The sequence below is a fragment of the Microbacterium sp. ACRRU genome (genome assembly GCF_022346945.1).
In the GTDB taxonomy this organism is placed as follows: Bacteria; Actinomycetota; Actinomycetes; order Actinomycetales; family Microbacteriaceae; genus Microbacterium; species Microbacterium mcarthurae.
Window position 1 is genome coordinate 25,160 of record NZ_JAKRNI010000011.1, and the last position, 26,584, is coordinate 51,743.

Consider the following 26,584-nt stretch of genomic DNA (forward strand, 5'->3'; position numbering starts at 1 on the left):
CTGACGGCCCCTACGCCGTGCCGCTGGCGGCGATCCGTTCCGCTGCGAGGCGGACCGACGCGGGGATCGCGGTCGACGGTCGGGTCTGCGCGGAGGTGACCGGGTCGCCGGCCACCACCCGAAGGGGGAGGGTGCCGGCCCATACCGAGCGGTCTTCCCCGTCGTCGTCCTCTTCGACTGCGGAGCCGGCGTTGTCTTTGACGCTGGCTTCGGCGAGGGGCAGACGCAGGACCATGGTCGCCGCGAGCTCCCGCGCGGTCATGGGGCGCACTTCCGCCGGACGTCCGGGCATCAGGTGCTCCGACAGGGTGAGGAGAGCGCTTTCCTTGTCGTCGGGAAGGACGACGGATGCCATCCCGTGCACCACGGCGCAGCGGTAGCGCATCGAGCTGTCGAACAGGGAACGCGCGTACTTCAGTCCGAGCAGGTGCGTGACGGTCAGAAAGACCGGCGTCCCCGCGGCGATCCTCCGGAAGAAGTCGCTGCCGGTCGACCCGTGGATGAGGACGTCGTCGCCGTCACGACCGATGCCGACCGGAAGCGCCACGGGGCGCCCGTCGCGCGAGATCGCGAGCGTCGCCGCGAGGGCCCCGTCGATGATGTCGTAGAGGGCTGCGCGATCGGTGACCTGGTGATGCGGGAGCCGTCGGATGCGGGTCAGGGGAGTGAGCGGCAGATCGGTCATGTGACGATCTCACGCCCCCGCGAGGACCGATGCATAGACCGGTTTTCCCTGGATCGGGTGGACCAGTGCCAGGATCGGTTCCGTGATCTCGTCCGGCATCCTGGATCGCTCCTCGCCCGTCCCGCTGCACACGCAGCTCACCCAGGGGCTCCGAGGTGCGATCGTCGACGGACGCCTCACGCCGGGGGAGCCGCTTCCCTCGACGCGCACGCTCGCCGCCGATCTCGGCATCGCCCGGGGGACCGTCGTCGCCGCGTTCGAGACGCTCGCGGGTGAGGGGTACCTCGTGGCGCGGCCCGGCGCGCGCACGACGGTCGCGGTGCTTCCGCGGCAGCCGTCGTTCGCCTCGGAGGTGCCGCCACAGCCGTCGGCGACCGCTCCGTCGGCGACCGATCTGCGTCCGGGCCGCCCCGGCACGCGGGGGCTCGCCGATGCCGCGTGGCGGTCGGCGTGGCGGCGGGCGAGCGCGGTCGACCCCGCGCCCGATGTCGACGACGAGACCGGGCTGCTCGCGCTGCGTGAGCAGATCGCCCGCCACCTCGGGCGTACCCGGGGGCTGACTGTCGATCCGGGCGACGTGATCGTCACGGCCGGGACGAGCGACGCCCTGCTGCTGTTGGCCGTGAGCCTGTCGGGTTCGCGGCGCGCGCGGGTCGGGATCGAGAACCCGGGCTACCCGCGTGTTCGCATGATCCTGGGTCGCGCCGGCATCGAAATGGTCCCCCTGCCGGTGTCGGTCGACGGGGGACTCGATCTGGATGCCGTGGAGCGGCACCGAGACCTGGATGCCGTCGTCGTCACACCCCACCACCACTACCCGCTCGGAAGCCGACTCGACGCGGCGGCGCGGGCGCGCCTGACCGCGTGGGCGCGAGACACCGGGACGGTGGTGATCGAGGACGACTACGACAGCGAGTTCCCGCACGGTCGCGCTCCGCTCCCGCCCCTTCGCCTGCTCGACCCTAGGAATGTCGTGCTGATCGGAAGCGTGTCGAAGGTGCTCAGCCCCGCACTGAGGTGCGGCTGGGTGGTCGCCTCGGGAGGGGTGCGGGACCGGATCCGCCAGGCCCGCGCCGACCTCGACGCGCCGGTGTCGGAGGTCGCGCAGCAGGCCTTGGCGCTGTACCTCGCGGACGGTTCGCTCGCGCGGCACACCGCGCGTCGCCGCCGCGACTACCGCCACCGGCGGCAGCTCGTGCTGGAGGCCCTCGGATCCATCGCGGGGGTGTCGCTGGCGGCCGTGAACGGCGGGCTGCACGCCGTGGCGCTGCTGTCGCCGGCCGAACCGGCGGAGGAGGCGGCCCTGGTCGACGCCATCGCCCAGCGCGGCGTGCTCGTGGCCGGGCTCGGGGCGTATTCGGTCCCCGACGCGCCCTCGAGTCCCGCTGTCGGCATCGTTCTGGGATACGCCGAACCGACCATTCCGCAGCTCGTGGAGGCGCTCGCCGTCGTCGCGAAGGTGCTGCGCGCCCGCGACGCCGGTGGCGGGGGGCGCTCTCCCCACAGAGGGAAGGGGGAGCGCCGGCGCGGCGGATGGGGCGTGGGGAGAGCCGTCCCCGCAGAGGGCGCGGCAGGCAAGGGCCAGGGCGGCGGGGCGGGCCCGGGGCTGTAGCGGGACCGATGACGACGGGCAGGGGGCAGCCACCGAGCCGATCGCGGAGAGCGATGGTCTGAAGCCGAGGCGTGTCGCCCGGCTCCATCCCCGCGGGATCAGAACGGCGGCGGATCCGTATCCGGTACGAACAACACCCGGGGTGCGAGCTTCTCGGTGCGTTCTTGTCCCAGGGGACTGTGGAAGGTGAGCGTCCCATCGGGAGCCTGCGTCACCGTCCATCCGGTCTCGGTCTTCAGCGTGTGGTGTCGGACGCACAGGTGACACAGGTTGGCGAGGTGGGTCGGGCCGCCCTCGTGAGCTTCATGGTTGTGATCGATCTGGCATCGCGCGATGGGGGCCCGGCATCCGGGAGCCCGGCAGTGCCGATCGCGGGCAGCGAGGAAGCGCCGCTGCGCGGCTGTCGGCGTGTACCGGTCGACGTCCAGCACGGTCCCTGACACGGGGTGGCAGAGGACGCGGTCCCAGCCGGGAGCGTGGGCGGCGAGGTGCCGCGCCGTCGCGGCGTCGATCGGGGTGAGGCCGTCGATACTGGCACCCGCGTCCGCGTGCCCGAGGAGCGTCAGAACGGGAACCGTGATCTGCACCCGGCCGCGAATCGCCCCCAGTCCGCCCGGGCAGTCGGCATCCGTCGTCGGGTCGATCGCGGGGGCGGCGGTCAGCAGCAGGTCGGCGCAGACGTCAGCTCCGATCTGCGCCAGAGTGCGGGTGTCGCGTGCCTCGGCGTCGGTCGGGCGGGTTCCCGCTCGCGCCTCCGACTCGGCCGCCGCCAGGGACGACCCCGCCGCAGCCGGTGCCGCTGCATCCGAGACGGGCGCGCCCGCCGCCACGCGCACTGCCGCCGCTCCGCGCGCCGCCGCCGCCGCCGCCACAGACGCCCCCGCCGCAGCTGGAGCCGCTGCGTCCAAGACGGCCGCCCCCGCCGCATCGGCCGCAGCCCGCGCGCCGTCGACGACCGCCTCTTTGCGCAGCGCGGCGTCGCGAATCGCAACGGCCTGCCGCCGCAGGCGGTCGCGGATCCCGTAGGCGACCGTCGCCGGCAGGATCACGCTCAGTTCGGCCATGCCGTCGGCGAGGTCGCGCACGCTCACGCCGCGCGTCGCGGCGGCGCGCGCGTGGCGCGTGCTCATTCCGACGGGGTGCACGCTCTCGGCGAGCTCACGTCCGAAAGCGCGCACGCGTCCAGGTGATTCGCGTTCCGCGCGGGCGAGCACGACCTGCTCCCATCCGGCGCGCGTCGCGTCGTCGTCGAGCACGACCCCCGTCTCGAGGATCGCCTGTGCGTGGCGCGCGCCGATGCGCCCGGCGGAAAGAGCGTCGACCGTCGCGGCGAACTTCTCGGTCAGCGTGTGCGCGTCGGAGAGTTCTCGCTGCACCGTGAGGTCATGACTCTGCGTCGCGACGGCGATCTCGAGCGCGAGTGAACGGACGGGCATCTCGCGCTCCCTCGCGTTCCGGGAGCGCGAGCGGGCGACCTCGTCGAGCGCGATACGCAGGGCCTCGGAACGCAGCCTCACAAGCTCGGCGTGAGTCTTCGCCGCCTGCCGCGACTGTTCCCGAATCTGCTCGACGAGTGTCCGCAGCGAGCCACCCTCATCCCTCCCGAGGGGGATGGAGCGGGGGGTGGATGCCATGACTCCACGCTAGAACACATGTTCGACACTCTGAAGTGATCTCGTCTGAACCTCGCCCGGAATCACCCTTCGGTGATGCGGTTGCCAGGATTCCGCACTCTCGCGCTGGCCATGGATCTTCAACGTCGCCGCACTGTGCCCCAGAGTCTCGCACTTCCGCGCCGTTCCAGAACTCTCAGCCGCCGTCACTGCGCCCGGAACCCCCCGTTCAGCGCCGTTCGAGGATCTCCAGCGCCGCCATCGCCGCGTTGTGCCCCGCGATGCCGCTCACCGCGCCGCCGCGCTGCGCCGAGGATCCGCACACGAGGATGCGTCCGTGGCCCGTCTGCACGCCCCATCGCTCGGCGGGCCCCAGCCCGTCGGCGGGGCCCTCCAGCCACGGCCACGAAAGACCGCCGTGGAAGATGTCTCCTCCGATCATCCCGAGCGACCGCTCGAGGTCGGTGGTCGTGCGCGCCTCGATGCACAGGCGGCCGTCGGGGGCCTCGAGGATGCAGTCCCGCAGGGGCTCATCCAGCACCGAGTCCAGCGACTGTTGTGCCGCGGCGAGCAGGCGGGCTCCGGCCGCGACGGGATCCTGGCCGTCGATGAGTCGGTGCGGCACCTGCAGTCCGAACAGGGTGAGGGTCTGCGCACCACTGGCGCGGAGCTCTTCGCCGAGGATCGACGGGTCGGTGAGCGAGTGGCAGTAGATCTCGGCGGGGAGCGGCTCGGGCACGAGTCCCGCGGATGCCGCAACGTAGGCGGCATCCAATTGGGTCATCGTCTCGTTGACGTGGAACGTGCCCGCGAACGCCGCCTCGGGCGTCACCGACGTGTCCTTCAGCCGCGGCAGGCGGGAGAGGAGCATGTTGACCTTGATCTGCGCGCCCTCGGGTGCGGGGGCCTCGGTGGGGGCTCCGCCGGCGGTGAGCAGTCGCGCGAGCACCGCGTTCCCCACTCCGCTGAGCACGACCTCTCCGACGTAGGCCTCGGACCGATCGGTCACGCCGTGCACCTCACCCGAGGGCGAGACCGAGATGACCTCGATACCGGTGCGGATGTCGACGCCGGACTCGCGGGCCGCCCGTTCCAGCTCCGCGGTCACGGCCCCCATGCCTCCAACGGGGACGTCCCAATGGCCGGTCTCGCCGCCGATGACGTGGTAGAGGAAGCATCGGTTCTGAGCGAGTGAGGTGTCGTCCGAGGACGCGAAGGTGCCGATGAGTCCGTCGGTGAAGGCGATGCCGCGGGCGAGGTCGCTGTCGAGCGACGCGCGCAGGAGGTCACCGAGGGGCCGTTGGGTCAGAGCGGTCCAGAGATCGTCGTCGTCGAGTCGGCGTCGAACTTCGTCGGCGGTGGGCAGCGGCTCGGTCATCGTGGGGAAGACGGCCCGCCCGAGCGGGGCGAGTCGCTCGCCGAGCGCGGCGAACCGCTCCGCTTCCGCCGTGTCGCCGAGGGTGCGCGCAAAGGACGCTGCGGTGGCGTCGGCGTCGTGCGTATCGATCAGGATGCCGCGCGTCGGATCCGCCGGGTCGGGGGTGTAGGACGAGTACCGGCGCCGACGGAGATCGATCCGGAGCCCGAGATCGTCGATGATCGTCCGTGGCAGAAGGCTCACCAGGTACGAGTACCGCGACAACCGGGCGTCGACTCCCGGCCACGGCCGCTCCGAGACGGCGGCGCCGCCGACGGCATCCTGCTTCTCCAGAACCACGACCGATCTCCCCGCGCGGGCGAGGTAGGTTGCGGCGACGAGGGCGTTGTGTCCTCCGCCGACGATGACGACGTCGTAGCGAGTGGTCTCCGGGGCGCTCATGCCCCCACGGTAACGAGTCGGACCCGGGCCGCCCAGGGCTTGGCATCGCAGTAGCGTGGATGCCATGACCCTCGCCGCAGACCTGCTCGACATCGCCACCCGCATCGCTCGGGAAGCCGGGGATCTGGCCGCGCGCCGACGCCGAGAGGGGCTGGAGATCGCGACGAAGTCGGTCGCCGCCGACATCGTCACGGCGGCGGACCGCGAGGTGGAGGCCTTCATCCGTGCCGAGCTCGCGCGCGAGCGCCCCGACGACGGCTTCTTCGGCGAGGAGTCTGCGGCGCAGGAGAGTGCCAGCGGTGTGACGTGGGTCGTCGACCCGATCGACGGCACGGTCAACTACGCCTACGGCATTCCCGCGTGGGCCGTGAGCATCGCGGCCGTCGAGGGCACCGCCGACCCCGCGACGTGGACCGCCGTCGCCGGGGTCGTCTACAACCCGGTGTCGGGCGAGATGTTCCGCGCCTCCCGCGGGGGCGGCGCGTGGCTGGGCGAGCAGCGCCTGTCGGTCACGCGCGAGGTCGGCCCGGCCGGTGGTCTCATCGCGACCGGTTTCGGCTACGACCCCGCAACGCACGCGCCGACCCTCGAGCGTCTGAGCCGAGTGATGCCGATCGCCCGTGACATCCGGCGCATCGGGGCGGCCTCGCTCGATCTCGCATCGGTCGCCGCCGGTCGCTTGGATGCCTACTACGAGAAGGGCACGCACCCCTGGGATCACGCGGCGGGGGTGCTGCTCGTCGAGGAAGCCGGCGGACGTGTCGGCGGGGCACCCGGGGGTCGCCCCGGGAACGCGATGGTGGTTGCCGCGGGGCCGGACTTCTTCGACCGGCTCGCCGCACTGCTCGAACCCGAACTGCGGAACTCGGAGCGTTGATGGCATTCCCAGCCGTCCGAGGGTAGGGTGTTTACCTGATCGTTATTTTCGCGACCCGAATCAGCGGAAATGGCAGAAGCCCAGAAAGCCCGAAGCCGTCGCCCTCGCGACACGACACGAGAGCCCCCGCGCGTTGCCGTCAGAATCCCCCCAGACTGAGCCCGCCCGTACCCGGCGATCCAGTCGACCCTCCGCCGCGCCCAGCGCCACCGAGCTGACGCGGGCCGAGAGGCGTCGTCGCGCCGTTCCGGTCCCCGCCGCCGATGAGCCGTCGGCGCCGGTGGCATCCGACCCCGCCCCGATCGACGCCGAGAGCGCGGCACAGCCCGAGATCGTCGAGCAGGTCGCCGCCGCCGTCGTCGAGACGGTCATCGCCGCGACGATCGTCCCCACTCTGCCGGCGGCGCGCCGTCGGTCCGCGCGGCCCACGGCAGGATCCGCCGTCTCGGCGCCCACCGAGAAGACTCCGACCGCATCGACCGAGGGCTCGGCATCCGACGCCCTCGAGGTGACGGTCGTCGACGAGCGTCGTACGGACGACGACGAGGTCGCCGTCATCCTGCAGAGCGCCGACGCGTCCGAGGCGACGACGCCCGTGACGCTTCCCACGTCTCCGATCACGCTCCCGGCGACCCGCCGAAGCCGTCGTCGTCCCGCGGCGATCGACGACCCTCGCCCGATCGTCTCCGACGCTCCGCGCGGGGAGGACGCCCCCTCCGACGCAGGCGCCGCTCCAGCGGACCGCGAGACCGTTGACGAGGCCGCGGATCGCGAGGCCGTCGACGAATTCGAGGCCGCCGCACGGCTGTTCGCCTTCACCGGCGAGACCCCCGTGCAGGAAGCCGCCTCCGAGCCCATCGTTGCGCCGGCGCGTCCGGTGACGCAGGGAATCCCAGTGGATGCCGTTGCACGCCGCCGCAACGGCCGTCGCGTCGCCGCCGCGTCGTTCTCCGTCGGCGTGATGGGGTTGGTCGGTCTGATGACCGTCGGGATGACCATGCCGGTCAGCGCTCTCGCCTCGGCCAGCGGCACCGCCAATGTCGCCTCGGCGGAAACGGCGACCCAGAACCTCGCCGTGGGCGGTGGCGACGTCGCCGGTGGCGAGATCCAGGCCTATGTCGCCCCCGCGGAGGCCCAGGCGGGCGTCGTGGATCGTGCCGACGGCTACAGCGCCGCAACCTACGCGCAGATGGCCGCCGACTCGGGCATCTCCAACTTCTCGAACTTCTTCGTCAACGACCCCACGGCGGCGATCCAGTGGCCGTTCGCGGTGGGTGTTCCGATCACGTACGGCTTCGGCATGCGTGACGGTCGGATGCACGAGGGCGTCGACTTCGTGCCCGGCGACGGGTCGCCCATCCAGGCGATCGCCGACGGCACCGTGCGCATCGCCACCGAAAGCGGTGGCGCCTTCGGTGTCACGGTGGTCATCGACCACGAGGTCGACGGCCAGCTGATCTCGAGCCGTTATGCACACATGCAGTACGGCTCACTGCAAGTCACCCCCGGGCAGAAGGTGACGGTGGGGACATTCCTCGGCCGTACCGGCAACACCGGCCGCTCGTTCGGCGCGCACACCCACTTCGAGCTGCTGCAGAACGGGTCGACGCCGATTGACCCCCTGCCGTGGCTGCGTCAGCACACCGGTGGCTGACTCGATTCGAGGATGACGGCTCTGCTCTGATATCCTCTTCTAGTTGCCCGGAGAAATCCGGGTACGCCCCGATAGCTCAGTGGCAGAGCACTTCCATGGTAAGGAAGGGGTCGTCAGTTCAATCCTGACTCGGGGCTCACAGCATCTCTTCCCAGGGATGCCGCGCGGCGGGGTAGCTCAGTTGGTGAGAGCGCACGACTCATAATCGTGAGGTCGCGGGTTCAAGCCCCGCTCCCGCTACCGAAGCATCACAGAAGCCCCGGCCCTGCCGGGGCCTCTGCTGTTGCTGCCAGGTCCTCGTGGAGTCATCCCCTACGTTCACCCGGACGACCCGTGATCGCGGGGAATCGCGTCGCATGAACGTGAGGTAATGCCTCCGGTACCGTGTCCGCTTCATGCGTCATCAATGACAGCCGCTATGAAGGCCGCCGCGATCAAACATTTCGACTCGCGAAATGCATATAGGAATAATCGTTCGCGAGGCGTACCACTAATCCATCGAAAGATCGCTTCAATTGGGGGGCGCCACCTGATTCAGCGAGATCTCGCGCGAATCGAACAGCCCCCGCTTCGCGATCACCATCGTGTACCCGCGCGCGCGCAGGTCTCGTGCATTCTCAGGCGTCAGCGGCCGACGACCGATCTTCTCCCATCCGACGGCAAGCCGGTATCCGTGAGTAATGGTGCGTTCGCGTGCCATTCGTTCCTCCCCGAGGTCATAATGGCATCGGAATAGACGATTTACGAAATGGGGGGTTTCGTAGGTCTGAACGGTGCGTCGCGGGGGCCCCGATCGCCCCGACGGCCGTTCCCCGTCAGCTCTCCCCAGTCGGCCGCCGGCGCCCCTCCGGGCCGGAGCGACGCCAGGAACGCCATATGTACCTGGAAGCATGCCAGGCAAAGCGTCGTCGCCCATCCGATGGTCTCGCCCGCATGAACCGCCTTGTACAGGACCCGGTCCGCCTGCTGAATGCGGCGGATCTCGACGCGGCCGTACTCGTGGCCGTGCGGGTCGATCATGCGCCAAACGCCCGTGGGGCCTTCGACCGCGGCGAGAATCGGATGCCATTGCGTCACGGTGTGCCGGAACCTTTCTCCGGCCGAGGACCCCCACCGTATCGGCGGCCACCGACATCGAAGCAAGACCGTCGGGACCGGCCTGGATCACGGCGTCTCCAACGCGCCCCATCGGGCCGGATAGCGAAATCGTCTGAGCAAGCCTCCGTGTTCCCCTATTCTCGGCATCATGGGGGCGGCAATTCGGGCCACGGGCGTGGTCAAGAAGTTCGGCGAGGTCACGAGCGTCGATGGGGTGGATCTCTCCATTCCGGCGGGCTCGTTCTACGGCATCGCCGGACCGAACGGGGCGGGCAAGACGACGACCATTCGCATGATCACGGGTCTTCTCGAACCGGATGCCGGCCGCATCGAGGTCGACGGAATCTCCGTATGGCCGAATCCCCGACGTGCCAAAAGCGTTCTCGGCTATGTCGCCGACAATCCGCCGCTGTTCGGTCGCCTGACGGCGCGGGAAATGCTCGATTACGCCGGAATGCTGCGCGGAGTGGCCGCGGAAGACATTCGGACCCGCGGCGACGACCTTCTGCGAGTCTTGGATCTCGAGGCCGATGCGGGGCGACCCATCGCTGATTTCTCGCTGGGCATGACCAAACGCGTCGGGCTTGCCGTCGCCATGCTGCACGCTCCGCGCGTCCTGATTCTCGACGAACCGTTCGGAGCCCTAGATCCTGTCAACACGCAGGTGATGGAGCAGATGCTGCAGCGGTTCCGCGAGGGAGGCGGCACGGTGGTGTTCTCGAGCCACGTGCTCGACGTGGTGCAGAAGCTGTGCGATCGGGTCGCGATCATCGCACGGGGTGCCGTGGTGGCGGAGGGCACCGTCGCGGAACTGTCGCACGGTGGATCACTGCAAGACGCCTTCGTCGACATCGTCGGTGGACGCGAACTCGCCGAGGGGGATCTGTCGTGGCTCTCGTCCTCGCCCGCCTGAAACTCGCCCTCCAGATCGGGGGCGCGCGGGCATCCAGCCTCGGTATCGTCGCGTTCGCGCTCGCGTGGGCGCTCGGCATCCTGGGCGGACTCGCCGGCGGGTTCCTCGTCGCGTTCTTCGACTCGGGCGGTTCGCCGTTCGGCGACCTTCTGGTGCTGCTGCTGTTCGTGGCCATCTTCGGTGCGTGGATCGTGCTGCCGATCGCGACGCCCGTTCCCACCGCGAACATCATCGATCCCGCGGTGCTGGAGCAGTATCCGCTCAGCCGGGCACAGCAGGTCACGGGACTGCTGCTCGGCGGGCTCGCCTCGCCGGCGGCGGCGGCGACGTTCCTGACCGCCGCGGGCGGCGTCGCGGCCGTGAACGTCGGAATTGGCGAGCGGGTGGTCGCCGTGGCCGGGGGAGTGCTCTTCACGGTCTTGTGCGTGGCCGCGTCATCGGCGGTGCGCGCCCTGTTCGCCGAGGCTCTGTCGGCGCGACGCGGGCGCGATGTCGCGGTGATCGCGTCGACCCTCATCGTGGTGGCGCTCTACGTCCTGCCGCACCTGCTTCGCCCTCTGCTCGGGGCGGCCGAGGACGCGGGCGCGATCCTCGTCACGATCCTGACGTGGACGCCGCCGGGAGCCGTCGGAGCGATGGGGTACGTGCTCGAGACCGGCGACGTGGTGGGCACGCTGGCCCGCCTCGCGGTCGTCGTCGCAACCATCGCTGTCGCTCTGCTGCTGTGGGGCCTCGCACTGCGACTTCACGTCCGGGGTCGGACGGCGCGGGCCGTGGCATCCGGTCACCACCGGTCGGCCGCCGACCTGACCCTCGTACCGCTGGTGCTGCGGGTGTTGCCCACCGGTCCCGCGCTCGCCGCGGCGAGCCAACACCTGCGGTACTACTTCTTCCGCGCGCCGCGGGCGGCGCAGGTCGTCATCCTGGGGCCGGTCGTCGGGGTGATGTTCTCAGCGACCCAGGTGCATGCGACGGGCCTGACGTTCGCCGTCGCCGTGGGCGCGGTGGCGATGGGCTCGAGCGCCCTGTTGAACCTGTTCGGTTTCGACGGGCGCGGTGTCGAGCTCACCGTGCAGACGGGTGGCTCGCTCGCGAGCGTGCTCCGGGGCAAGCTCCTCGCGGTCTCGCTGTTCCTCGTTCCCGGGGTGGCCCTGCTCACGATCGGCCTCGGCATCGCGACGGGCATGGCCGATCAGATTCCTCTGGCGTTGGTGTCGGCGCTCGCCGGGCTGCTGCTCGCGTTCGCCGTCGGCGCCGCCTGCAGCGCCTGGAATCCGTATGACCAGGAGGCGCCGCAAGGCGACCGCAGCACCATCGCCGTGCGGATGTACCTCGCGTTCGGTCTCGCCTTCGCGCTCGTCTACCTGGTCGGCTGGCTGAACACGTCGCTGCAGCCCGCTGTGCCCGTCGAGGTCGTCCTCGGCGCCGCGCTCGTGCTGTCCGCGATCGCCGCGACACTCTCCACCCGGATGAGCGGCCTCTTCCTCGACCGGCATCCCGAACGTCTCCTCGCGGCCTTCACCCCGCGCTGATCACCCCCTCGAACGACAGGAGTTCCCATGTCCGCACCGACCCCCACCATCAGCAAGGGCCGCCTCTGGCTGAACAGCTTCATCATGGCTCTGGCCGCCAGCTGCGGGTATCTCATCGTGGCGCTGATGAGCCAGCACCAGGTGCTCACGATCGTCATCGCGATGGCCTCGATCACGCTCGTGCTCACGCCGATCTTCTACTGGACCAACTCCCGGCGGGCGCGGCTGGGCAACGCGCCACGCCGCGGTGCGTGACGCGAGCGCACGTTCCCCGCTTCGACGCAGCGTCGGCGGCACGGGATAGCGTCGAGTCATGAGCGACGATCCCGTTCCCCCGGCAGCCCTCGGCCTGGGGCTGGCCGCCGTCGGACGGCCGGCCTACATCACCGCGGGCCGCGACGACGATCTCGGCGCTCCGGCCGAGAGGTCGATCGCGGCGATGCGCGCGCGCACGCACGCACTGCTCGACGAGGCATGGCGTCTCGGCATCCGCTACATCGACGTGGCTCGCTCGTACGGTCATGCCGAGGACTTCCTCGGCGCATGGCTGCGGGAGCACCCCGAGCGCGCCACGGAGCTGACCATCGGGTCGAAGTGGGGCTACGCCTACGTCGGCGGCTGGCGGATGGATGCCGAGGTGCACGAGCGCAAAGAGCACTCGGTGGCGATGTTCCAGCGACAGTGGCCCGAGACGCTCGAGGCCCTCGGACGCGCTCCCGATCTCTACCTCGTCCATTCCCTCACTCCCGACAGCCCCGCCCTGGAGGACGCCGCCCTGCTCGACGAGCTCCGCCGACTGGCCGACACCGGGGTGCGCGTCGGACTCTCCACGAGCGGACCCCATCAAGCCGCCGTGCTCGACCGGGCTCGAGAACTCGATCGCACGCCGTTCACGGCGGTGCAGGCCACCTGGAACCTGATCGAGGGCTCGGTCGGGCCGGCGCTCGTGCGCGCCCACGACGACGGCTGGACCGTCGTGGTGAAAGAGGTCCTCGCCAACGGCGAACTCGCCGCGGGCCCGGCGGAGGTCGCCGCGGGCGCCGCGACAGCGGGTGTCCCGGCCGACGCCTTCGCGATCGGGGCCGCGAGGGCCCAGCGCGGCGTCGACATCGTGCTCAGCGGGGCCTCGACGCTCGCGCAGCTGCGGCGCGGGGCGCACACGGCCCCGCTGCCCGTGAACGACGACGACCGCGCGCGGTGGGCCGTCGATCCCGAGCTCTATTGGCGGCGGCGATCGGAGCGCGCCTGGCGATGACGGTCGCCGGAGGCCGCGTCAGCGGTGATCGCGCCAGGAGTGTCGCGGCTCGAATCCCAGCACCCGTCGCGCCTTGTCGATCGAGAGCAGCGTGTCGGTGCCCTCGAGGTCGCCACGGGTCTCGACGTTCGGGAAGACCTCGGCCACCAGCTCGGAGTTGGGCCGCGTCATGACCGTGTCGGCGGCCGCGATGATGAAGCGGTCGAATCCCGCGGGCGCGTTCTCGAGCGCACGCTCAACGGCTTGGGCGCCGTCCCGTGCGTCGATGTAGCCCCACAGGTTCCACTTGCGGGTGCGCGCGTCGGCGTCGAACGGGAACTCGACGTAATCCTCGGGCACCATGACGTTCGAGAACCGCAGAGCCGTGATCGACAGCTCCGGATGCCACCGCACCAGCTCACCGGCGAGGTGCTCCTCGAGCACCTTGACCAGCGAGTAGACCGACTCGGGGCGCGGCGCGTACTCCTCATCGACCGGGATGTACGGCGGGTCGACATCGAACGGGAGCCCGAGAACGGTCTCGCTCGACGCGTACACGATGCGGCGGATCCCCAGCCGCACGGCCGCCCAGAACACATTGAACGTGCTGGTCATGTTGTTGTGGAACGTCGCGACGTCCGAACGGATGCCGGGAGCGGGGACCGCCCCCAGATGCACCAGGGCGTCGACACCTTCGTGCTGGTCGTTGACGCCGGCGAGGGCGTCGATCACCTGGCCGTAGTCGGTCAGCTCGACCTGCACGAATCCGGGCCCGCGCTCGCCGCGCACGTCGAGGCCGATGACCTCGTGGCCGGCGGCGCGCAGCTCGCGAGCGACGACGGTGCCGAGTTTTCCGGATGAACCGGTGAGGGCGATGCGCATGAGCGTCCTTCGATCGGGGGAACGCTACGACGTTACCCGTGTGCTGGGGGGTCGAGGCCGCGCGACCGGAACGCCCCCTCGATCGCGGATGCCACGAGTTCGCGAGTTCGTCAAGAGCCCGCGCGCCGCCGGGCCGGGGTGTTTCGCTATGGGTCGGATCCGGTTCGTGAATCGTCACGGGACCGGACGCAGATCATCCGACGGGAATCGCCATGACCACTTTGTCCTCCGCGACCGACGCGTTCCTCGCGTCGCGCGCGGCGGACGGCGACCAGACCGCTTTCGGCGTGCTCGTCCGCCGCCACGCACCGTTTCTGGTCGCGTTCGCCACCAAGCTCACCGGGTCGCGGGCGGACGCCGACGACTGCGTCCAAGAGGCGCTCATCACCGCCTGGCGCCGGCTGCCCGATCTCGCCGATCCCGAGAAGGTGCGCAGCTGGCTGACCACGATCGTGTCCCGCAAGGTCACCGATCGCATGCGGTCCCGGAAGATCTCGGAGCAGATCGACGAGGAGATGGTCTCTCTCGGGGATGACCCCGAGCGCTCGGTTGTGGCATCGTCGCAGATGGACGCGCTGAAGAAAGTCCTCGCCGATCTCCCCGAAGAGCTTCGTGTCGTGTGGGTCCTCCGAGAGATCGGCGGGCACAGCTACGACGAGATCGCCTCCGAAGTCGGCGAGACACCCGCGACGGTGCGGGGACGTCTCGCGAGGGCGCGCAAGACCGTGTTGGAACGCATGCAGGAGTGGAGGTGATCGAATGAGTGACGACGTGAACGATGTGGGCGGCTCGGGGTACTCGCTCGAAGACCTCTCCGCCTATCTCGATCGTGGGCGCACCCCCCGGATCCCGGCGATCGAGCGCAATGCCGAGTGTCAGGCCCTGCTGGCCTCGATGGAGCGGATGGGGCGACTCTCCCGCGAGATCGTCGACGAGCAGGCCTCCGAGCCGCTCGCGGAGTCCTGGTACGACGGCATCATGCGCGAGGTCATGCGCGAGTTCCGGGCCGGACGCGACATCCCGCTGGCCCGTACCGAGGACGGCACGCAGCTGGTGGTCACCGAAGGGGCGCTCTACGAACTGATCCGAACGGTCGGTGACGAGGTTCCGGGTGTGCTGGTGGGGCGTGTGCGTCTCGAACAGACGGATGCCGCGGCACCGCTCGACGTGCGGGTGACCGTCAGCGTGCTCTTCGGTCACCCGATGGGGCAGACGGTGGAACGTATGCGCCAGGGGATCCGGGATGCCATCGAGCGTCACGGCGATCTGCGGGTGGGCCGCGTCGACGTCACCGTCGGCGACGTGCACCTCGAGGGGGAGGACGAGGGATGACGGACAACGCTGCCGAACTGGCACCGCGAATCGACCTGGCGGTCACGTCGGTCGCCGGAGTGCGCGAGTCCTACTCCGCCCGACCGGTCGTGGCGCGTGCCTATGAACGGATGGCGGAGGTGGAGGGTTCGCTCGCGGCCGTCGAGGAGGCGGGTGACACCCGCGCCATCACCGTGTGTATCGGCGTCTCGGCCGACGACGACAGCGCGGCGGTGGCATCCGCGGTCGCTCGCGCCGTGCGCGGCGCGGGCGCCGGCTCGTCCGACACCGTGCGCGTCCGCGTCGCTCGCCTGGTCGCCCCACGCGTCTGACCTTCGCGGCCGCCTCAAAGAAACAGCGCAATACGCTGGAGAGCACCGACTCTCGCCTCTCGGAGGACGCATGCCCGCCCAGCCCGTCATCGCCGTCACCGGTTCCACCGGAGCCGTGGGAGGGCGGGTTGCACGCGACCTGGCTGCCCGCGGCATCCCGCAGCGTCTGCTCGTGCGTGACCCGGCACGCGCCCCCGAGCTCGACGGTGCCGAGGTGCACGTCGCGGGGTACTCCGACGCCGATGCTGCCGCCGCCGCGCTCGACGGCGTCACGACGCTGTTCATGGTCTCGGCATCCGAGACGGCCGACCGGGTCGAACACCACCGCCAGTTCATCGACGCGGCCGCACGCGCGGGTGTGCGCTCGATCGTCTACACGTCGTTCCTCGCCGCCGCACCCGACGCGGTGTTCACTCTCGGGCGGGATCACGCCGCGACCGAGGAGATCATCCGCGCCTCGGGGATGTCGTGGACGTTCCTGCGCGACAACTTCTACATGGACATGATGGAGCTCTTCGCGGGAGACGACGGCGTCATCCGCGGGCCCGCCGGCGAGGGGCGGTGCTCGCTCGTCTCTCGCGCGGACGTGGCCGCAACGGCCGTCGCGGTCCTGCTCGACCCCGCCGCGCACGCCCACGCGACCTACGACCTCACCGGTCCCGAGGCTCTCACGCTGAAGGAGGTGGCGGAGAAGATCTCGGCCGTGCGCGGCCATCCGGTGCGCTTCATCGACGAAAGCGTGGACGATGCGTACGCGTCCCGCGCGGTGTTCGGGGCTCCCCGGTGGCAGGTCGACGCCTGGGTGAGCACGTACACCGCGATCGCGAGCGGTGACCTCGCCGGGATCTCCGGCGACGTCGAGGCCGTCACCGGTCGCCCCGCCCAGACGTTCGAGGAGTTCCTCGGCGCGGTCGGCTGAGCGGTCGCGCCGCCGCGGACGACGACGCGACCGCCTCCGTTCAACGGCGGAGGATCCGTCGCGCCAACCGGTTGCCGAGGAACTGAGCCAGCTGGACCAGCACGATGATGATGCCGATGGCGATCCACATCGTGAGGAAGTCCCACCGACGGAAGCCGTAGGTGAGGGCGAACGAGCCCAACCCGCCCGCTCCGACGGCGCCGGCGACCGCGGTCATGTCCACGATCGCGACGACGACGAACGTGTACCCGAGGATGAGCGGTCCCAATGCTTCGGGCACCAGCAGCGTCGCGATGATCCGCCACGGCCCCGCGCCCGCGGCGCGCGCCGCTTCGATGACCCCGGGGCTGATCGTGACGAGATTCTGTTCGACGATGCGCGAGAAACCGAACGTCACGGCGATCGACAGCGGCACCACGGCCGCGGTCGTCCCGATCGCCGTGCCCACCACGGCCGCGGTGACGGGCGAGAGCGCCAGGATCAGCACGATGAACGGAATCGGTCGGAACACGTTCACGAGAAGGTTCAGCACGACGTTCACGGCTCGGGCGGGAAGCACACCGCCCGCGCGGGTGACATAGAGCGCGAGCCCGAGCAGAAGGCCGCCGATCCCGCCGAACACCATCGTGAGCAGCACCATGGTGAGCGTCTGGCCGATGGACTCGAGCAGGATGGGGCCGTACCGGTCCCAGCTCCATTGCGTTGCCGCGGGGGCGATCAGGGCGGTGAGAGAGGTCATCGCGCCACCTCCTCGGCACGGGTGACGGCGCGCAGCTGCGCGATCACGGCATCCACGGGGTCATCCGATCCGGTCAGTTCGATCGTGAGAGAGCCGAACGAGCGCTGCTGCAGCGAGCTGATGCCCCCGTACAGCAGCTCGAAGGTCACGCCGGTGTTCGCCGCGCGAGACAGGATGCCGCCGATCCCGGCGCCGTCGATGACGTCGGCGATCACGATCCGTCCGGGGTGCGCGGCGCGCAGGCGCGCGAGGTCGTCGGGGCTCGGACGGTCGTGCAGCGCGGTGGACACGAACGACCGGCCCGTGTCGGAGGAGGGCTCGGCGAACACGTCGAACGCCGTTCCGCTCTCGACGATCCGGCCGGCGCTGAGGACCGCGACCCGATCCGCGATCGCCCGCACGACGTCCATCTCGTGCGTGATGACCACGACGGTGACCCCCAGCTCCCTGTTGACGCGACGCAGGAGGTCGAGGACGTCCGCGGTGGTCGCCGGGTCCAGCGCGCTCGTGGACTCGTCGGCGAGGAGGATCGGGGGAGAGGTCGCCAGGGCACGGGCGATCCCGACCCGCTGCTTCTGACCGCCCGACAGCTGGTCGGGGTACGCGTGCGCACGATCGAGCAGCCCGACGAAGTCCAGCAGCTCGGCGGCGCGCTTCTCGCGGTCGGCCTTGGACCATCTCGCGACCTTCAGCGGATACATGACGTTGCCGGCGACGGTGCGCGAGGCGAAGAGGTTGAACTGCTGGAAGATCATCCCCGTCCGTCGCCGGATCGGGCGCACCTGCCGCTCCGGCAGGGTCGAGATGTCGACCCCGTCGACGACGACCGTGCCCGAGGTCACACGTTCCAGGCCGTTGATCAAGCGCACGAGCGTGCTCTTGCCCGCGCCCGACTGACCGATCACGGCGAAGATCTCGCCCGCGTCGATGTCGAGATCGACACCGTCGAGCGCCGTGACGGTGCTTCCGTCGACGTCGTAGGTCTTGGTCACGCCCGAGAGGCGGATGAGCGGCGGCATGGCGGCCTCAGGCCCCCGCATCCTTCTCGTCCTCGATCTCGGCGAGCCACTCGCGCACCTGCGCGGGCTGCTCCTCGACGATGCGGGCGGTGCCGCTGGACTCCGCCACGACGATCTCGGTGACACGCGGGTCGTGGTAGGCCTCCCACACCTTCTGGAAGACGGGGTCGTCCTCCTCGCCGGCGCGCGACGCGATGATGTTGATGTACGGCCAGCTGTTCGCATCCGACGGGTCGACCGAGTAAATGGCCTTGTCGATGATGCCGGCGTCGGTGGCGAAGGTGTTGTTCACGATCGCGGCCGCGATCGAGGGGTCCTGGAGTGCGGGGGCGGTGAGCGACGCATCGACCGGTTCCACCTGCACGCGGCTGGTCACGACGTCGGCCGGGGTCGGGGTGGTGGCGTCGTTCAGTTCCAGCAGGCCGGCCGACTCGAGCACCTTCAGCGCACGCGCCTGGTTGGTGGCATCCTGCGGGATGGCGACGCGACCGCCCTCGGGGATGTCGGCGACGTCGGAGTACTGCTCGGAGTAGATCGGCAGGGGCACGATGATCGTCGGGCCCACCACGGCGAGACCGTCGCCGGTGGCGTTGTTGTGGTCGGAGAGGTAATCGACGTGCTGGAAGGCATTGAGGTCGATCGAGCCGTCGGCGAGGGCCGGGTTGGGGGTCTCGTACGAGTCGAACGGGACCACCTCGAGATCGATCCCCTCCTCCGAGAGGATCTCCTCCAGCACCGGCCAATGTCCCTGCGCGGCGTCGGTCGTCCCCAGACGCACGGTGGTGCGCTCGCCGCCGGCGGTGTCATCGGACGACGTGAACAGCCGCGGGATCACGAGCGCACCGGCGACGATGACGGCGACCGCGGCGACCGCGATCAGGGCGTACAGTCCGCCGCGGCGGCGGGGCTTTTCGGGAAGGACGGGCCCGGTAGGGCCGTTCGTGCGATCACTCATGGTGCTCTCCTTGGTGCAACACCCGGTTCGGGGCGTCCGAGCACCGTAGGCAGTGCCACACGGCATCCTCAATTCGCGTGACGAAGCGTGACCATCGAGGACCGGATCACCGGTATTCCTCGCCGCGCGCGCCCTCCCTCGGGTATGCTGACCGCGTGCTGACCTGTCGCTGTTGTCGCTGAACGCCCCCGCGTTCTTCTTCGACGACCCCGTCAGCCGCGCCCTCCGGCGCATCGACCCTCAGGATTCCACCGTGCGTTACGCCCAGAGCGTCGCCGACCTCGTCGGCAACACCCCCCTCGTCCGCCTGAACCGTGTGACCGATGGCATCGCCGCGACGGTCCTCGCCAAGATCGAGTACTTCAACCCCGGCGGTTCCGCGAAGGACCGCATCGCCGCGAACATCGTGGATGCCGCCGAGCGGGACGGACTGCTCCGCCCCGGTGGCACCATCGTCGAGCCCACGAGCGGCAACACCGGAGTCGGTCTCGCTCTCATCGCGCAGCAGCGCGGCTACCGGTGCGTCTTCGTGGTGCCCGACAAGGTCGCCGAAGACAAGCGCGCGGTCTTGCGCGCCTACGGCGCCGAGGTCGTGGTGACCCCCACGAACGTCGAACCCGACGACCCGAACTCGTACTACAGCGTGTCCGACCGGCTCGTGCGCGAGATCCCCGGCGCCTTCAAGCCCAACCAGTACGCCAACCCGAACGGCCCGCGCAGCCACTACGAGACCACCGGGCCGGAGATCTGGCGCGACACCGACGGTGCCCTGACCCACTTCGTCACCGGCGTCGGCACCGGCGGCACCATCAGCGGCACCGGACGCTACCTCCGCGAGGTCGCCGGTTCGGCCGTGCGCATCATCGGCGTCGACCCGGTCGGCTCGATCTACTCGGGCGACGACATCCACGGGTACGACGTCGAGGGCGTGGGAGAGGACTTCTGGCCGCCCGCGTTCGACCCCACCGTGGTCGACGCGTACGAACGGGTCTCGGATGCCGAGTCGTTCGCGATGACGCGGCGCCTGGCCCGCGAGGAGGGGCTGCTCGTCGGCGGCTCCAGCGGCATGGCGGTCGTCGGCGCCCTGCGCGTGGCGCGCGACCTTCCCGCCGACGCTGTCGTGGTCGTCCTCCTCCCCGACCACGGCCGCGGTTATCTCAGCAAGATCTTCGACGACCAGTGGATGGCCGACCGCGGCTACGAGGTCGAGCCCGTGGCATCCGTCCTTCCCGTTTCGAACCCCCAGGAGCACTCCGCATGAGCACCCACGACGCCGCCCGCGGCTTCGACAGCCTCGCCGTCCACGCGGGGCAGGCGTTCGACCCCACGACCGGTGCGGTGATCCCGCCCGTGCACCTGTCGACCACGTACGCGCAGGACGGCATCGGCGGGCTCCGCGGCGGCTACGAGTACGGCCGCAGCGGCAACCCCACGCGCACCGCCCTCGAGACCCAGATCGCCGCGCTGGAGGGCGGCGTCCGTGCCCTCTCGTTCGCGTCGGGCCTGGCCGCCGAGGACGCGCTCCTGCGCGCCGCGCTCGTCCCGGGCGACGAGGTCCTGCTCGGCAACGACGTCTACGGCGGCACGTACCGTCTGCTCGCGCGCGTGCTGAGCCCGTGGGGCGTGAAGCTGCGCGTGGTCGACATGAGCGACCTGGATGCCGTGGCATCCGCGATCCAGGAACGCGCGCCGCGCATGGTCTGGGTCGAAACGCCCAGCAACCCCATGCTGCGGATCACCGACATCGCCGGCCTCGCACGCCTCGGTCACGACGCGGGCGCGATCGTCGTCGTGGACAACACCTTCGCGTCGCCGGCGCTGCAGCGTCCGCTGACCCTCGGCGCCGACGTGGTCGTGCACTCGGCCACGAAGTACCTCGGGGGCCACTCCGACGTCGTCGGTGGCGCGCTCGCTTTCGCCGACGCGGAGCTGGCCGAGAAGACCCAGTTCCTGCAGTTCGCCGCCGGCGCGGTGTCGGGTCCCTTCGACGCCTACCTCACCACGCGCGGCATCAAGACCCTCGGCATCCGGATGCAGCGCCACAGCTTCAACGCGCAGGCCGTCGCCGAGCACCTCGTCACGCACCCGCGCGTCGCGAAGGTCTACTACCCGGGCCTGCCCGCGCACCCCGGTCACGCACTCGCCGCGGCGCAGATGAGCGGGTTCGGCGGCATCGTGTCGCTCGAGCTCGCCGACGGCGCGACCGCGCGACGCTTCGCCGAGTCGACGCGTCTGTTCACGCTGGCGGAGTCCCTGGGCGGTGTGGAGTCGCTCGTGAACTACCCGGATGCCATGACCCACGCCTCGGTGCGCGGCACCGAGCTGGCCGTCCCCGACACGATCGTGCGCCTCTCGGTGGGGATCGAGTCGGCCGACGACCTCGTCGCCGACGTCGACCAGGCCCTCGCCGGCCTCTGACGCCCGGCGTCCCATTCGCGTGAGGCGCCAACTTTTGTCGCCCGCGACGATGTCGGGGCGACAAAAGTTGGCACCTCACGCGGGGGAGCGGCCGGGTCAGCGCTCGGCGCGAGCGAGGTTCTGCTCGAGCTCCTCGCGGGTCTGGCGGATGCCGTAGCCCGGGGTGTCGCGTTCGATGCGCCAGCTGTCGGCGAGGGGGCCGATGGCGACCGTGTCGAAGCCGAACTCGTCGTAGACCCGGGTGGCGACATCGATGCCCTCGGGGGAGTCGCTCGCCGTGGCCAGGGCCCGGCGCCCGGGCGTGCCGGTGGGAGAACCGGTGGTGAGGATCTCGGCGGCGACGATGTGGTTGAACGCCTTCACCACCGTGCTCTCGGGCAGATGCTCCTGCAGCATCTGCGCGGTGGTGGTGCGCTTGTCGTCGAGTGCCGCGATCCGCCCGTCGCGCTCCCAGTAGTAGTTGTTCGTGTCCAGCACCGTCTTCCCGCGCAGCGGTGCGACGGGAATCTCGCGGTACGCCTTCAGTGGGACGGTCACCACGACGAGTTCCCCGGCCTCGGCGGCGTCGTGGGCCGTGGCGGCGTGCGCCTTGTCGCCCAGCTCTGCGACGAAGTCGGCGAGCGTCTCCGGTCCCCGGGAGTTGGCGATCACCACGTCGTATCCGTTGTTCACGAAGCCCCGCGCGAGGGCCTGCCCGATGTGTCCTGCTCCGATGATTCCTACGGTGGTCATACTCGTACCGAACCGTCGGGCCGCCGAGCGCATTCCCCCGCGAGATAGACGAACCGAGTTAGTTAGTTAGCAGCCTGAGATATCAGTGTCAAGAGGGAGATCCTTCCGGTTCCGCGGGGTAGCTTCTTTCCTGTCGCACCCTCGCGATCGTGGTCGCAGACCGGTGTTCGGGTCACCGTTCCGCTTGACCTGTGAGGGCGACGGCCCCCGGTGGACGCGGCTTCGGACCACCGGGGGCCGCTTTCTTTCCCGCCCCGGGTCGCGTCCGGAGAGCCGTTGCGAAGGTGGAAGACTGGTGCGTCGGCGGGCGTCGGCCCGTCGCGACCCCATCGCGCGAGGATTCCGCACAGTGATCGAACAGACCCGCCCTCCCCGCTCCGCCCGCTACTACACCGTCTGCATCGGGGTCGGCCTGCTCGCGGGTCTGCTCTCCGGCCTCTTCGGCGTGGGGGGTGGCACGGTGATCGTGCCCCTCCTCGTGCTGCTGCTCGCCTTCGACCAGCGTTTCGCCGCCGGCACCTCGCTCGCCGCCATCGTCCCCACCGCCTCCGTCGGTGTGATCACCTACGCGATCGACGGGCACGTCGCGTGGATCCCCGCGCTCATCCTCGCCGCGGGTGCGGTCGGTGGGGCGCAGATCGGCACGTGGCTTCTCCCGCGACTGTCGCAGACCGCGCTGCGCTGGGCCTTCGTCGCGTTCCTCGTCGCCGTGATCGTCAGCCTCTACTTCGTCATCCCCTCCCGCGACGCCGAGCTCGAGCTGACCCTCGTCACGGGACCGGGGCTCGCCCTGCTCGGCCTGATCACCGGCATCCTGGCGGGGTTGCTGGGCGTGGGCGGCGGCATCATCGTGGTGCCGGCGCTGCTGCTGTTCTTCGGCACGAGCGATCTCGTCGCGCGAGGCACGTCGCTGCTCATGATGATCCCCACCGCCATCTCGGGCACGGTCGGCAACCTGCGTCGGTCCAACGTCGACCTCTCCGCGGCGGCCTGCATCGGGATCGCCGCCTGCACGACCACCGCGCTCGGGGCTTTCCTGGCGAAGCTCATCGACCCGTTCGTCGGCAACGTGCTGTTCTCGCTGTTCCTCGTCTTCATCGCCAGCCAGATGGCCGTGAAGGCCGTGCGCGGACGACGCCAGCGCTGAGGATGCCGGGGCGGCGGTCGATAGACTGAACCGGTGCCCGTGAACCCCGAACTGGTCGGTCGTGCCTTCCCGCCGACCGCGCCGTACCTCGTCGGCCGTGAGAAGGTGCGCGAGTTCGCCCGCGCCGTCTTCGCCGACGCCGCCCCGCACTCCGACCCCGAGGCCGCGCGTGCGCTCGGCTACGCCGACGTCGTCGCGCCGCCGACGTTCGCCATGGTCGTGCAGGACCTCACGCTGCAGCAGCTGCTCGGCGACCCCGACTCGGGCATCGAGCTGTCCCGTCTCGTCCACGCCGAGCAGCGCTTCCGCTACACGCGCCCGATCGTCGCGGGCGACGAACTCACCGCGACGCTGTCGGTCACCGGCATCCGTTCCCTCGGGGGCAACGCGATGATCACCAGCGAAGCCGAGATCGTGGATGCCTCCGGCGCCCACGTCGTGACGACGACCAGCGTCCTGCTGGCCGGGGAGGCCGGCGCATGAGCGCGTTCACTGTGGGAGAGATCGTCGCCGAACGCTCCGTGCACCTGACGCGCGAGTCGCTCGTGCGCTACGCCGGCGCATCCGGCGACTTCAACCCCATCCACTACCGCGATGACGTCGCCGCCGCCGTGGGCCTGCCGGGTGTGCTCGCCCACGGGATGCTCACGATGGGCATCGCCGTCGGCACCCTCGCAGACGCGATCGGCGACACGGGGCGCATCCTCGAGTACGGCGTCCGCTTCACCCGGCCCGTCGTCGTCGACCCCGACTCCGGGGCCGACCTCCACGTCAGCGCCAAGGTCGGCGCCGTGGACGACGAGGCCGCCCGTATCGACCTCACCGTGACGCACGCGGGGACCACCGTCCTCGGCAAGGCGCAGGTGCGCGTGCGGCTGTCCTGATGGCCGAGGTCACCCCCGTACCCCTGTCCGGCTTGACGACGCTGCGGACGGGTGGACTCCCGGCGCGCGCCATCGAAGCGCGGACGTCCGACGAGCTCGTCACCGTCCTGCGCGACGTGTGGGCGACGGGTGAGCCGTGGCTCGTCGTGGGGGGCGGCTCGAACCTGTTCGTCGGCGACGAGCCCTTCGACGGCACGGTCGTGCTCGTGCGCACGTCGGGGATCGAGGAGCTTCCCGGGTCGCGCGCGGACACGGTGCGCCTGCGCGTCCAGGCGGGCCACGATTGGGACGCTCTCGTCGCCGAGACGGTCGACCGCGGTCTCGCGGGCATCGAGGCGATGTCGGGCATTCCGGGAACGGTCGGCGCCGCGCCCGTGCAGAACATCGGGGCGTACGGTCAGGAGGTCGTGCAGACCCTCGTCGAGGTGGAGCTGCTGGACGAGTCCACCGGCGAGCTGTCGACGGTCCCGGCATCCGATCTGGGGCTGGGCTTTCGCACCTCGGTGCTGAAGCAGCACTACGGGTCGGTCGCCGAACGGCCCGCCGTCATCGTCTCGGTGACCCTCGAACTCGCGCGGGTCGGCGACGGTGAGCGTCCCATCGAGGGCGCTCAGCTGCGCGGAGCCCTCGGACTGGATGCCGACACGGCGGTGTCGCTGCGCTGGATCCGCGAGCACGTGCTGGCCACGCGCGCCCGAAAGGGCATGGTGCTCGACGACGAGGATCCGGACACCTGGAGCGCGGGGTCGTTCTTCCAGAACGCCATCGTGTCCGAAGCGTTCGCGCGGACTCTGCCCGCCGAGTGTCCCCAGTGGCCGTTGTCGCCGGCGGTGGACCCGGTGACGGTGATCCCTCTGGCAGCGTTCGACGGCGTCGTGCCGCCGCCGACGGCGGAGCGCCGCGAGGTGAAGGTGAGCGCGGCGTGGCTCATCGAGCACGCGGGCCTGTCGCGCGGTTTCCGTTTCCCCCGCTCGCGCGCCGGTCTGTCGACCAAGCACACTCTCGCGCTGACGAACCGTGGCGAGGCGACCGCCGCCGAGATCGCCGAACTCGCGCGCTTCGTGCAGCAGCGCGTGCAGTCGGAGTTCGGTCTGCTCCTGCAGCCCGAGCCCGTCCTGGTGAACGTCGAGCTGTAGCCCCTCCAGGGCGCGAGTCGCCAGGATTTGTCGCCTCGGCGCTCGCACGGGCGACAAAAGCTGGCGACTCACGCGAGGAGGAGGCGGCGGAGACGGGCGAGCAACACCTCGGGGGCGTCGAAGTCGCGGGCCGTCACCACCGTCACCCGGTAGCCGAGGGACTCCAGCTCGGCACGGCGGGACTGGTCGCGGCTCCACTGATCCGGATCGCGGTGGTAGTCGCCGTCGTACTCGATGATGAGGCGGGCCTCCGGATAGAGCAGGTCGACGCGAGCGACGAAGCGGTGCCCGTCGAAGATCTCGACATTGGTCTCGGGCGTCGGAAGTCCCGCCTGGATCAGCAGGACGCGAAGCTCAGACTCCCGCGGCGACTCGGCCCGGTCGTCGGCGAAGTCGACGGCGAGCCGCCGCCGGCGAGATCCTCGCCCACCCAGGAAGCGCAGATGCGTACGCTCGAGCTGCCCTCGCGTGGCGAGGGGCCGACGACGCGAGATCAGATGGTCCGAGATGGCGGTCAGCTGCCCGACGCTGAGGCTCTCGGCGAGCTCGGCCCACGTCCGAAGGGCGGATGTGCACCGGATGCCATCCACCTCCACGATGTCGTCCGGACCCACCGTCAGCGCGCGTCCCCTCGTTCCCGGACGACGGATGCGATTGCGCCCGCGGGGCACGCCGACCACCGGATGACTCCACGCCCGCGTGGCGACGGGCAGAGGCAGGGGCATCCCGAGAAGGACGGCCGCCGTCGATCCGCAGAAGAACGTATGGTCAGGCGCGGCGCGCTGGAGTGCGGCCAGCCGCTGCCGCTGCGTCGCTGACGCTTCGACGCGCACCCCCGTGTGCGGGCTCGTCCAGCGCGCTGACCGCAGGCTGCTGGGCGAGAGACCGGATGCCGAGCCCTCGGCGACGGTGAAAGCGGGAGCGGGGGCGACGAGGTGGGGCGATATCGGCATCCGCCGATCCTCGTGCCTCGTCGCCCCTCCCATTCGGGTCTCTCCCCAGGTGGAGGAGGGTCACCCCGTGTGAGTCGCCAAGATTTGTCGCCCGGGCTCCGCTCCGGGCGACAAATCTTG

The 26,584-nt window shown here is 70.4% G+C and carries 28 protein-coding genes and 2 tRNA genes; 19 read left to right on the plus strand and 11 right to left on the minus strand.

What is annotated here, in order from left to right:
• Positions 1 to 10: 10 nt before the first annotated feature.
• Positions 11 to 685, minus strand: a complete 675-nt coding sequence (locus MHY30_RS07570) for a pyridoxamine 5'-phosphate oxidase family protein (protein WP_239276264.1) — start codon at positions 683 to 685, stop codon at positions 11 to 13.
• Positions 686 to 767: 82 nt separating this feature from the next.
• On the opposite strand from MHY30_RS07570, the gene MHY30_RS07575 reads away from it, so the two are divergent.
• Positions 768 to 2,297 carry a PLP-dependent aminotransferase family protein gene (locus MHY30_RS07575; RefSeq protein WP_239276265.1) on the plus strand — a complete coding sequence of 510 codons (1,530 nt, stop codon included), beginning with the start codon at positions 768 to 770 and terminating at the stop codon, positions 2,295 to 2,297.
• Positions 2,298 to 2,395: 98 nt separating this feature from the next.
• Here MHY30_RS07575 and MHY30_RS07580 read toward each other — a convergent pair whose 3' ends face one another.
• Together MHY30_RS07580 and MHY30_RS07585 are read right to left on the minus strand one after the other, a co-directional pair.
• Positions 2,396 to 3,931: an HNH endonuclease signature motif containing protein gene (locus MHY30_RS07580; RefSeq protein WP_239276266.1), complete on the minus strand. Its 1,536-nt coding sequence runs from the start codon at positions 3,929 to 3,931 to the stop codon at positions 2,396 to 2,398.
• A 208-nt stretch (positions 3,932 to 4,139) separates the two neighbouring features.
• Positions 4,140 to 5,729, minus strand: coding sequence for an NAD(P)/FAD-dependent oxidoreductase (locus MHY30_RS07585; protein ID WP_239276267.1), 1,590 nt, complete (start codon positions 5,727 to 5,729; stop codon positions 4,140 to 4,142).
• 64 nt (positions 5,730 to 5,793) lie between these two features.
• Here MHY30_RS07585 and MHY30_RS07590 point away from each other — a divergent pair, with 64 nt between their 5' ends.
• From MHY30_RS07590 to MHY30_RS07605, 4 genes are all read left to right on the plus strand, one after another.
• Complete coding sequence (locus MHY30_RS07590; protein ID WP_239276268.1) at positions 5,794 to 6,606, plus strand: inositol monophosphatase family protein; 813 nt, start codon at positions 5,794 to 5,796, stop codon at positions 6,604 to 6,606.
• A gap of 280 nt (positions 6,607 to 6,886) precedes the next feature.
• Entirely contained in the window at positions 6,887 to 8,260 is a 1,374-nt protein-coding gene (locus MHY30_RS15325) for a peptidoglycan DD-metalloendopeptidase family protein (protein WP_239276269.1), read from the plus strand.
• A 65-nt stretch (positions 8,261 to 8,325) separates the two neighbouring features.
• Positions 8,326 to 8,397: transfer RNA gene (locus MHY30_RS07600), tRNA-Thr, on the plus strand.
• 29 nt (positions 8,398 to 8,426) lie between these two features.
• Positions 8,427 to 8,500, plus strand: a tRNA-Met gene (locus MHY30_RS07605).
• A gap of 271 nt (positions 8,501 to 8,771) precedes the next feature.
• Here MHY30_RS07605 and MHY30_RS07610 read toward each other — a convergent pair.
• Positions 8,772 to 8,960 carry an alternative tryptophan synthase beta-subunit gene (locus tag MHY30_RS07610; RefSeq protein WP_239276270.1) on the minus strand — a complete coding sequence of 63 codons (189 nt, stop codon included), beginning with the start codon at positions 8,958 to 8,960 and terminating at the stop codon, positions 8,772 to 8,774.
• A 41-nt stretch (positions 8,961 to 9,001) separates the two neighbouring features.
• Positions 9,002 to 9,337: a hypothetical protein gene (locus MHY30_RS07615; RefSeq protein WP_239276271.1), complete on the minus strand. Its 336-nt coding sequence runs from the start codon at positions 9,335 to 9,337 to the stop codon at positions 9,002 to 9,004.
• A 169-nt stretch (positions 9,338 to 9,506) separates the two neighbouring features.
• Between MHY30_RS07615 and MHY30_RS07620 the strand changes: the two genes are divergently transcribed.
• The 4 genes from MHY30_RS07620 to MHY30_RS07635 are packed head-to-tail and all read left to right on the plus strand — an operon-like array spanning position 9,507 to position 13,058.
• Positions 9,507 to 10,271, plus strand: a complete 765-nt coding sequence (locus tag MHY30_RS07620; protein ID WP_239276272.1) for an ABC transporter ATP-binding protein — start codon at positions 9,507 to 9,509, stop codon at positions 10,269 to 10,271.
• On the plus strand, positions 10,247 to 11,803 hold the full coding sequence (locus tag MHY30_RS07625; RefSeq protein ID WP_239276273.1) for a hypothetical protein: 1,557 nt from the start codon (positions 10,247 to 10,249) through the stop codon (positions 11,801 to 11,803). Before MHY30_RS07620 ends, MHY30_RS07625 begins: the two co-directional genes overlap by 25 nt.
• A gap of 27 nt (positions 11,804 to 11,830) precedes the next feature.
• Entirely contained in the window at positions 11,831 to 12,058 is a 228-nt protein-coding gene (locus MHY30_RS07630) for a hypothetical protein (protein ID WP_239276274.1), read from the plus strand.
• A gap of 58 nt (positions 12,059 to 12,116) precedes the next feature.
• Positions 12,117 to 13,058, plus strand: coding sequence for an aldo/keto reductase (locus tag MHY30_RS07635; RefSeq protein WP_239276275.1), 942 nt, complete (start codon positions 12,117 to 12,119; stop codon positions 13,056 to 13,058).
• Positions 13,059 to 13,076: 18 nt separating this feature from the next.
• Here the strand turns inward: MHY30_RS07635 and MHY30_RS07640 are convergent, their stop codons facing one another.
• Positions 13,077 to 13,919 (minus strand): NAD(P)-dependent oxidoreductase, encoded by an 843-nt coding sequence (locus tag MHY30_RS07640; protein WP_239276276.1) that lies wholly within the window; start codon positions 13,917 to 13,919, stop codon positions 13,077 to 13,079.
• Between the two features lie 212 nt (positions 13,920 to 14,131).
• Here MHY30_RS07640 and MHY30_RS07645 point away from each other — a divergent pair, with 212 nt between their 5' ends.
• The 4 genes from MHY30_RS07645 (at position 14,132) to MHY30_RS07660 (ending at position 16,481) form a co-directional block, all read left to right on the plus strand.
• Positions 14,132 to 14,674 carry an RNA polymerase sigma factor gene (locus MHY30_RS07645; RefSeq protein WP_239276277.1) on the plus strand — a complete coding sequence of 181 codons (543 nt, stop codon included), beginning with the start codon at positions 14,132 to 14,134 and terminating at the stop codon, positions 14,672 to 14,674.
• Between the two features lie 4 nt (positions 14,675 to 14,678).
• On the plus strand, positions 14,679 to 15,251 hold the full coding sequence (locus MHY30_RS07650; protein ID WP_239276278.1) for an Asp23/Gls24 family envelope stress response protein: 573 nt from the start codon (positions 14,679 to 14,681) through the stop codon (positions 15,249 to 15,251).
• Positions 15,248 to 15,562 carry a hypothetical protein gene (locus tag MHY30_RS07655; RefSeq protein WP_239276279.1) on the plus strand — a complete coding sequence of 105 codons (315 nt, stop codon included), beginning with the start codon at positions 15,248 to 15,250 and terminating at the stop codon, positions 15,560 to 15,562. Before MHY30_RS07650 ends, MHY30_RS07655 begins: the two co-directional genes overlap by 4 nt.
• 70 nt (positions 15,563 to 15,632) lie before the next feature.
• Positions 15,633 to 16,481, plus strand: coding sequence for an SDR family oxidoreductase (locus MHY30_RS07660; protein ID WP_239276280.1), 849 nt, complete (start codon positions 15,633 to 15,635; stop codon positions 16,479 to 16,481).
• Positions 16,482 to 16,521: 40 nt separating this feature from the next.
• Here the strand turns inward: MHY30_RS07660 and MHY30_RS07665 are convergent, their stop codons facing one another.
• Genes MHY30_RS07665 through MHY30_RS07675 form a run of 3 tightly spaced genes read right to left on the minus strand, consistent with a single transcriptional unit; the run spans position 16,522 to position 19,194 of the window.
• A complete protein-coding gene (locus MHY30_RS07665; protein ID WP_239276281.1) occupies positions 16,522 to 17,220 on the minus strand; it encodes a methionine ABC transporter permease in 699 nt (232 codons plus the stop codon).
• Entirely contained in the window at positions 17,217 to 18,260 is a 1,044-nt protein-coding gene (locus tag MHY30_RS07670) for a methionine ABC transporter ATP-binding protein (RefSeq protein WP_374204592.1), read from the minus strand. The genes MHY30_RS07665 and MHY30_RS07670 overlap by 4 nt, the downstream gene beginning before the upstream one ends.
• Complete coding sequence (locus tag MHY30_RS07675; protein ID WP_239276282.1) at positions 18,247 to 19,194, minus strand: MetQ/NlpA family ABC transporter substrate-binding protein; 948 nt, start codon at positions 19,192 to 19,194, stop codon at positions 18,247 to 18,249. Before MHY30_RS07675 ends, MHY30_RS07670 begins: the two co-directional genes overlap by 14 nt.
• A 172-nt stretch (positions 19,195 to 19,366) precedes the next feature.
• On the opposite strand from MHY30_RS07675, the gene MHY30_RS07680 reads away from it, so the two are divergent.
• Positions 19,367 to 20,455: a pyridoxal-phosphate dependent enzyme gene (locus MHY30_RS07680; RefSeq protein ID WP_239276283.1), complete on the plus strand. Its 1,089-nt coding sequence runs from the start codon at positions 19,367 to 19,369 to the stop codon at positions 20,453 to 20,455.
• On the plus strand, positions 20,452 to 21,612 hold the full coding sequence (locus MHY30_RS07685; RefSeq protein ID WP_239276284.1) for a cystathionine gamma-synthase: 1,161 nt from the start codon (positions 20,452 to 20,454) through the stop codon (positions 21,610 to 21,612). Before MHY30_RS07680 ends, MHY30_RS07685 begins: the two co-directional genes overlap by 4 nt.
• A 96-nt stretch (positions 21,613 to 21,708) precedes the next feature.
• Here the strand turns inward: MHY30_RS07685 and MHY30_RS07690 are convergent, their stop codons facing one another.
• On the minus strand, positions 21,709 to 22,344 hold the full coding sequence (locus MHY30_RS07690; RefSeq protein WP_239276285.1) for an NADPH-dependent F420 reductase: 636 nt from the start codon (positions 22,342 to 22,344) through the stop codon (positions 21,709 to 21,711).
• 349 nt (positions 22,345 to 22,693) lie between these two features.
• On the opposite strand from MHY30_RS07690, the gene MHY30_RS07695 reads away from it, so the two are divergent.
• Genes MHY30_RS07695 through MHY30_RS07710 form a run of 4 tightly spaced genes read left to right on the plus strand, consistent with a single transcriptional unit; the run spans position 22,694 to position 25,511 of the window.
• Entirely contained in the window at positions 22,694 to 23,491 is a 798-nt protein-coding gene (locus MHY30_RS07695) for a sulfite exporter TauE/SafE family protein (RefSeq protein WP_239276286.1), read from the plus strand.
• Positions 23,492 to 23,524: 33 nt separating this feature from the next.
• Positions 23,525 to 23,974: a MaoC family dehydratase N-terminal domain-containing protein gene (locus MHY30_RS07700; RefSeq protein WP_239276287.1), complete on the plus strand. Its 450-nt coding sequence runs from the start codon at positions 23,525 to 23,527 to the stop codon at positions 23,972 to 23,974.
• A complete protein-coding gene (locus tag MHY30_RS07705; protein WP_239276288.1) occupies positions 23,971 to 24,375 on the plus strand; it encodes a MaoC/PaaZ C-terminal domain-containing protein in 405 nt (134 codons plus the stop codon). The genes MHY30_RS07700 and MHY30_RS07705 overlap by 4 nt, the downstream gene beginning before the upstream one ends.
• On the plus strand, positions 24,375 to 25,511 hold the full coding sequence (locus MHY30_RS07710; protein WP_239276289.1) for a UDP-N-acetylmuramate dehydrogenase: 1,137 nt from the start codon (positions 24,375 to 24,377) through the stop codon (positions 25,509 to 25,511). Before MHY30_RS07705 ends, MHY30_RS07710 begins: the two co-directional genes overlap by 1 nt.
• A 68-nt stretch (positions 25,512 to 25,579) precedes the next feature.
• Here the strand turns inward: MHY30_RS07710 and MHY30_RS07715 are convergent, their stop codons facing one another.
• Entirely contained in the window at positions 25,580 to 26,464 is an 885-nt protein-coding gene (locus tag MHY30_RS07715; RefSeq protein ID WP_239276290.1) for an endonuclease domain-containing protein, read from the minus strand.
• Positions 26,465 to 26,584 lie beyond the last annotated feature (120 nt).

What these genes read in the sequence shown, in the direction of transcription:
- MHY30_RS07670 (WP_374204592.1), bottom strand. Translation starts at nt 18,260, where the DNA reads ATGCGGGGGCCTGAGGCCGCCATGCCGCCGCTCATCCGCCTCTCGGGC.
- MHY30_RS07690 (WP_239276285.1), bottom strand. Translation starts at nt 22,344, where the DNA reads ATGACCACCGTAGGAATCATCGGAGCAGGACACATCGGGCAGGCCCTC.
- MHY30_RS07610 (WP_239276270.1), bottom strand. Translation starts at nt 8,960, where the DNA reads ATGGCACGCGAACGCACCATTACTCACGGATACCGGCTTGCCGTCGGA.
- MHY30_RS07675 (WP_239276282.1), bottom strand. Translation starts at nt 19,194, where the DNA reads ATGAGTGATCGCACGAACGGCCCTACCGGGCCCGTCCTTCCCGAAAAG.
- MHY30_RS07710 (WP_239276289.1), top strand. Translation starts at nt 24,375, where the DNA reads ATGGCCGAGGTCACCCCCGTACCCCTGTCCGGCTTGACGACGCTGCGG.
- MHY30_RS07655 (WP_239276279.1), top strand. Translation starts at nt 15,248, where the DNA reads ATGACGGACAACGCTGCCGAACTGGCACCGCGAATCGACCTGGCGGTC.
- MHY30_RS07590 (WP_239276268.1), top strand. Translation starts at nt 5,794, where the DNA reads ATGACCCTCGCCGCAGACCTGCTCGACATCGCCACCCGCATCGCTCGG.
- MHY30_RS07630 (WP_239276274.1), top strand. Translation starts at nt 11,831, where the DNA reads ATGTCCGCACCGACCCCCACCATCAGCAAGGGCCGCCTCTGGCTGAAC.
- MHY30_RS07620 (WP_239276272.1), top strand. Translation starts at nt 9,507, where the DNA reads ATGGGGGCGGCAATTCGGGCCACGGGCGTGGTCAAGAAGTTCGGCGAG.
- MHY30_RS07635 (WP_239276275.1), top strand. Translation starts at nt 12,117, where the DNA reads ATGAGCGACGATCCCGTTCCCCCGGCAGCCCTCGGCCTGGGGCTGGCC.
- MHY30_RS07665 (WP_239276281.1), bottom strand. Translation starts at nt 17,220, where the DNA reads ATGACCTCTCTCACCGCCCTGATCGCCCCCGCGGCAACGCAATGGAGC.
- MHY30_RS07685 (WP_239276284.1), top strand. Translation starts at nt 20,452, where the DNA reads ATGAGCACCCACGACGCCGCCCGCGGCTTCGACAGCCTCGCCGTCCAC.
- MHY30_RS07650 (WP_239276278.1), top strand. Translation starts at nt 14,679, where the DNA reads ATGAGTGACGACGTGAACGATGTGGGCGGCTCGGGGTACTCGCTCGAA.
- MHY30_RS07705 (WP_239276288.1), top strand. Translation starts at nt 23,971, where the DNA reads ATGAGCGCGTTCACTGTGGGAGAGATCGTCGCCGAACGCTCCGTGCAC.
- MHY30_RS07580 (WP_239276266.1), bottom strand. Translation starts at nt 3,931, where the DNA reads ATGGCATCCACCCCCCGCTCCATCCCCCTCGGGAGGGATGAGGGTGGC.
- MHY30_RS07640 (WP_239276276.1), bottom strand. Translation starts at nt 13,919, where the DNA reads ATGCGCATCGCCCTCACCGGTTCATCCGGAAAACTCGGCACCGTCGTC.
- MHY30_RS07585 (WP_239276267.1), bottom strand. Translation starts at nt 5,729, where the DNA reads ATGAGCGCCCCGGAGACCACTCGCTACGACGTCGTCATCGTCGGCGGA.
- MHY30_RS07715 (WP_239276290.1), bottom strand. Translation starts at nt 26,464, where the DNA reads ATGCCGATATCGCCCCACCTCGTCGCCCCCGCTCCCGCTTTCACCGTC.
- MHY30_RS07645 (WP_239276277.1), top strand. Translation starts at nt 14,132, where the DNA reads ATGACCACTTTGTCCTCCGCGACCGACGCGTTCCTCGCGTCGCGCGCG.
- MHY30_RS07660 (WP_239276280.1), top strand. Translation starts at nt 15,633, where the DNA reads ATGCCCGCCCAGCCCGTCATCGCCGTCACCGGTTCCACCGGAGCCGTG.
- MHY30_RS07570 (WP_239276264.1), bottom strand. Translation starts at nt 685, where the DNA reads ATGACCGATCTGCCGCTCACTCCCCTGACCCGCATCCGACGGCTCCCG.